This window comes from Mesorhizobium sp. M1A.F.Ca.IN.020.06.1.1 (genome assembly GCF_004023265.1).
Taxonomy (GTDB): Bacteria; Pseudomonadota; Alphaproteobacteria; order Rhizobiales; family Rhizobiaceae; genus Mesorhizobium.
In genome coordinates, this window is record NZ_RZSR01000591.1 from 1 (window position 1) to 3811 (window position 3811).

The 3811-nt window shown below is 59.3% G+C and carries 6 protein-coding genes; 2 read left to right on the top strand and 4 right to left on the bottom strand.

What is annotated here, in order from left to right; all coding sequences use genetic code 11:
- The 4 genes from EOA60_RS22970 to EOA60_RS22985 all read right to left on the bottom strand — a co-directional run.
- Positions 1-393, bottom strand: a 393-nt coding sequence (locus tag EOA60_RS22970) for a gamma-glutamyltransferase (RefSeq protein ID WP_206628200.1), incomplete at its 3' end; no start/stop codon positions are given.
- Positions 390-1157 carry an amino acid ABC transporter ATP-binding protein gene (locus EOA60_RS22975; protein WP_127335873.1) on the bottom strand — a complete coding sequence of 256 codons (768 nt, stop codon included), beginning with the start codon at positions 1155-1157 and terminating at the stop codon, positions 390-392. The genes EOA60_RS22975 and EOA60_RS22970, both read right to left, overlap by 4 nt.
- A gap of 8 nt (positions 1158-1165) precedes the next feature.
- Complete coding sequence (locus EOA60_RS22980) at positions 1166-1933, bottom strand: amino acid ABC transporter permease (RefSeq protein ID WP_127335874.1); 768 nt, start codon at positions 1931-1933, stop codon at positions 1166-1168.
- A 66-nt stretch (positions 1934-1999) separates the two neighbouring features.
- Positions 2000-2830 carry an ABC transporter substrate-binding protein gene (locus tag EOA60_RS22985; RefSeq protein WP_127335875.1) on the bottom strand — a complete coding sequence of 277 codons (831 nt, stop codon included), beginning with the start codon at positions 2828-2830 and terminating at the stop codon, positions 2000-2002.
- 306 nt (positions 2831-3136) lie between these two features.
- Here EOA60_RS22985 and EOA60_RS22990 point away from each other — a divergent pair, with 306 nt between their 5' ends.
- Entirely contained in the window at positions 3137-3517 is a 381-nt protein-coding gene (locus tag EOA60_RS22990; RefSeq protein ID WP_127335876.1) for a cupin domain-containing protein, read from the top strand.
- Between the two features lie 30 nt (positions 3518-3547).
- Positions 3548-3811: LysR family transcriptional regulator (locus EOA60_RS22995; protein WP_164899477.1), on the top strand; the 264-nt coding region annotated here is incomplete at its 3' end.

Sequence of the window (3811 nt, forward strand, 5' to 3'; positions counted from 1 at the left end):
AGCCCAGCCGTCGACCGCCCCAGGCACGGTCACGGAGTAGGCTGACCTTTCTTCGATGGAGAGAAAGCCTTGCTTGCGGAGCTTGACCGGATCAGCATTGCGGCTGGCCGGTCCGGATGCGTCCATTGCTGACATGTCGCCATCTGACGACGCGATCAACCAGAAGGCATCACCCCCGGGACCGCACTGCATCGGCGTATAGACGGCCAAGGCCGCGCTTGTTGCGATCGCTGCATCGACCGCGTTTCCGCCCTGCCGAAGAATGTCGAGCCCGATCCGAGACGCGCCCGCATGCGGCGAACTGACCAGACCCTGTCTTCCGATGGCCGGCCGGAAGCCGGCCAGATCGGGGTTTGGCTCGAAAGCCGAAAGATTGGGCCAGACCGCGCTCACGCAAATCCCCTGAGGAACGCGCGCGTACGCTCGTTCTTGGGAGCATTGAAAAATTCCTCGGGCGTGCCGGTTTCAATGACCACCCCCCGGTCCATCATCACGATCCGGTCGGCAACCTCTCTTGCGAAGGCCATCTCGTGGGTGACGACAATCATCGTCATGCCGGCTTTGGCCACGCTCCTCATGACCTCGAGGACTTCGCCGACAGTCTCGGGGTCGAGAGCACTTGTCGGCTCATCGAACAGCAAAACCTTCGGCTTCATCGCGAGCGCGCGGGCAATCGCGACGCGCTGCTGCTGGCCGCCCGAAAGCTGCCCCGGATAGCTCATTGCCTTGTTGGCGAGACCCACGCGACTGAGATAGCCCCTTGCCTCGGCCTCTACCTCTGGTCTTGGCCGTTTCTGGACGCGGATTGGCCCGCAGGAGATGTTCTCCAGCGCCGTCATGTGCGGGAACAGATTGAACCGCTGGAACACCATCCCCGTGTGCTGGCGCTGCGCGGCGATCTTCCTGGCGGAGAGTTCCTTGAGCCTGTCGCCTTCCTGGCGATATCCCATCATCTCGCCTGCAACGAGGATCTTGCCCTTGTTGATCGTCTCCAGATGATTGATGCAGCGAACGAGCGTCGTCTTGCCGGAACCCGACGCACCCAGCAGGCAGACCACCTCGCCGACGGAAACGTCGAACGTGATGCCTTTCAGGACTTCGAGGCGACCAAAAGATTTGTGAACGTCCTGGATTTGGACAATAGGGTCCTGAGTCATATTATTTCTTATTTCCTGACGTCGATGAGCGTACGATCCGGCTCGGTCGCGGCGCCGTGATCCCATTCGTGCCGCGAGAAATGAGCCTCCAGCACGCGCTGAACCGCGCCCATGATGGTGGTCAAGATCAGATACCAGATGGCAGCGATGGCAAAGAGCTCGAAGGTGCGGAACGTGGCGGCATTGAGCGATTGCAGCGTTCCGAAAAGCTCTCTGATGCCGATTACGGCAAGCAGCGAGGTGCTCTTGATCATCAGCGTCACTTCATTGCCCAGAGGTGGCATGACGATACGGGCGGCCTGCGGCATGATGATCCAGCGCATCGCCATCCCCGGCGTCATTCCTATGGCCTTGGAAGCGTCGAACTGACCCTTATCGATGGCCGAAATGGCCGCCCGGAAGATCTCGGACATGTATGCCGCCTCGTTGAGCGCAAGCGTAAGGATCGCGGCCTGAAGCGCTCCCGAAACATGCAGCGGCCCGATGTTCAGGTCCGGATACATATAGATGCCGGAAGCGGCCACACCGGTGTAGATCAATACAAGCTGGACCAGCAGCGGCGTCCCCCGCCAGAACCAGAGATACAGCTTTGCCCAGTTGCGCAGCGCGGCAAAGCGGGACATCCGCGCAAGCGCGATGAGAAGGCCAACGATGATTCCGAGCACCATCGCGACCGCCGACACCACGATCGTCATCACGAGACCCCACCAGACCATCGATGGCGGGTTGAAGAGATACCGGACGAAAAACTCCGGATCGAGATTGAGATTTCCCAACGTCCAAATCCTAAAAAAGCCAGAGGAAAGGTCCGGCGCAGCGCGCCAGACCCTTGGGTTTACCAGCTAGCGGAGGGCGAGCGCCTCGAATCCCCAGTTCTTCAGGATGCCGTCATAGGTCCCGTTCGCCTGGATCGCCTTGATCGCCTGGGCGAAGGCCTCATGCAGTTCCTTGTCGTTGGGACGCGTGGCGATGCCCGTCGGGAACGCGACGACGACATCGCCCTGGAGCCTCACGCTTCCTGGCTGCTGCTTGTTATAGTACCCTGCCTGGTCGGTGGATCCGAGGTAACCGTCCACCAGTCCGACCATCAACTGCTGGAAAGCCTCCGCGCTGGTCTGAACGGCGACGACCTTGATTTCGTCCTTGCCCGCGGCCTTCAGGGCCTCGTTGACTTCATTCATCGTCGTCTCGCCGGCGGTGCCGATGCCCACCGCGACCTTCTTTCCGGAGAAGTCTTGCAAGGTCTTGGCGTCCAGCTTGCTGTCGGCCTTCACGATGATCGAGCTTCCCGTCTTGGCGTAATCGGCGAAATCGACCACCTTTGCCCTTTCCGGCTTGTCGTAGAAGCCCGAGATGATGGCGTCGCACTGGTTAGCCAGCAGAGCCGGGATCAGCCCGTCAAAGCCGATGTTCTTGTGCTCGCTCTTGACACCCATCTCCTTCGACACGGCCGCCGCCATATCGACATCAAAGCCGGTCGGCTGCTGCGTGTTGGGATCATACATCTCCCAGGGGGGAAACCCCACATCGGTGCAGAAGACAATCTTGCCAGCTGATTTGATGCGTTCGGGCGTCTTCACGCCGTCCGCGGATGCGGATGTGGTTAAGTATCCGAGCAGCGCGCCACACATGACAGCGCACATGAACGCGGTCGGCTTGCTTGAATAGAACATTTTCCAACTCCCATTTAGAGCTTATGGCCAGGTCCGATCTCGGTCCCTGCGTTCAGCCGGTTTCCCGTCAAAGCTTGTTTTTTACGGCAAGACCAGCCGACCACACTCGCATTTCCGTTCACATTACATTCTCTCGAACAAAGGTTTGGGGGAATCCAAAGTAATTAGGGGCGTTTCTTATAAGTATATGAAATTGTTCAGAGATTTATATCCTGCAATCGACCAGCCCGCCACGCGCCGGCTATTGTGCAATTGCGCGGCTTGAGCTTATTTAGAACCGGTTCACTGTTTTTGAGGAGGACATGAATGCCTGGTGCAGGTTCAGATAAGCAGGGCGTTGGTGCGATCGTGCGCCTCACGGCCTCCCCTTCCAACTCGTTCGTGCCGCCGCTTTCCGACTACGACGGCGTTTCGCCGGGCTGGTCGGAAACGGAATATCGCTGTCACGAGCAGAACTCCGACCATGTGACCGTCGGCTACTGGGTAGGGGAGCCGGGGACAATCAGCTTCGAGCGCTGGCCCTACACGGAGATCTGTTCCATCCTCACGGGCAAGGTCGGGTTGAGAGACACTCAGGGGAACGAACTGATCTTCGGACCCGGCGAGGGTTTTGTCGTGCCAAAGAACTGGAAGGGCGATTGGTTGACGGTCGAACCGGCCACAAAGTTCTTTGTGGCCGTCAACTAGGGATTTGACCAGCAACAGGCGCGCCGTCCCATGGCATTCGACGCAGCCGACATCCGATTGCTGAAGATCTTCACATCGATCGTGGAGGCGGGCGGTCTTGCTCCCGCGCAGGATGAGCTCAACATCTCGCTTTCCACTATCTCAGGCCATCTTACCGCGCTTGAGGCTCGCCTCAGGCTCACATTGGCCCAACGGGGGCGCGCCGGTTTCAGGCTGACCCCCAAGGGGCAATCGGTCTATGAGGAAGCGCGACGGCTTTTTGGCGCGATCGACAGTTTCGACGTCAGGATGCAC

Excerpts from the sequence above, each read along its gene's own strand:
- EOA60_RS22975 (WP_127335873.1), bottom strand. The coding sequence starts at position 1,157 with ATGACTCAGGACCCTATTGTCCAAATCCAGGACGTTCACAAATCTTTT.
- EOA60_RS22985 (WP_127335875.1), bottom strand. The coding sequence starts at position 2,830 with ATGTTCTATTCAAGCAAGCCGACCGCGTTCATGTGCGCTGTCATGTGT.
- EOA60_RS22990 (WP_127335876.1), top strand. The coding sequence starts at position 3,137 with ATGCCTGGTGCAGGTTCAGATAAGCAGGGCGTTGGTGCGATCGTGCGC.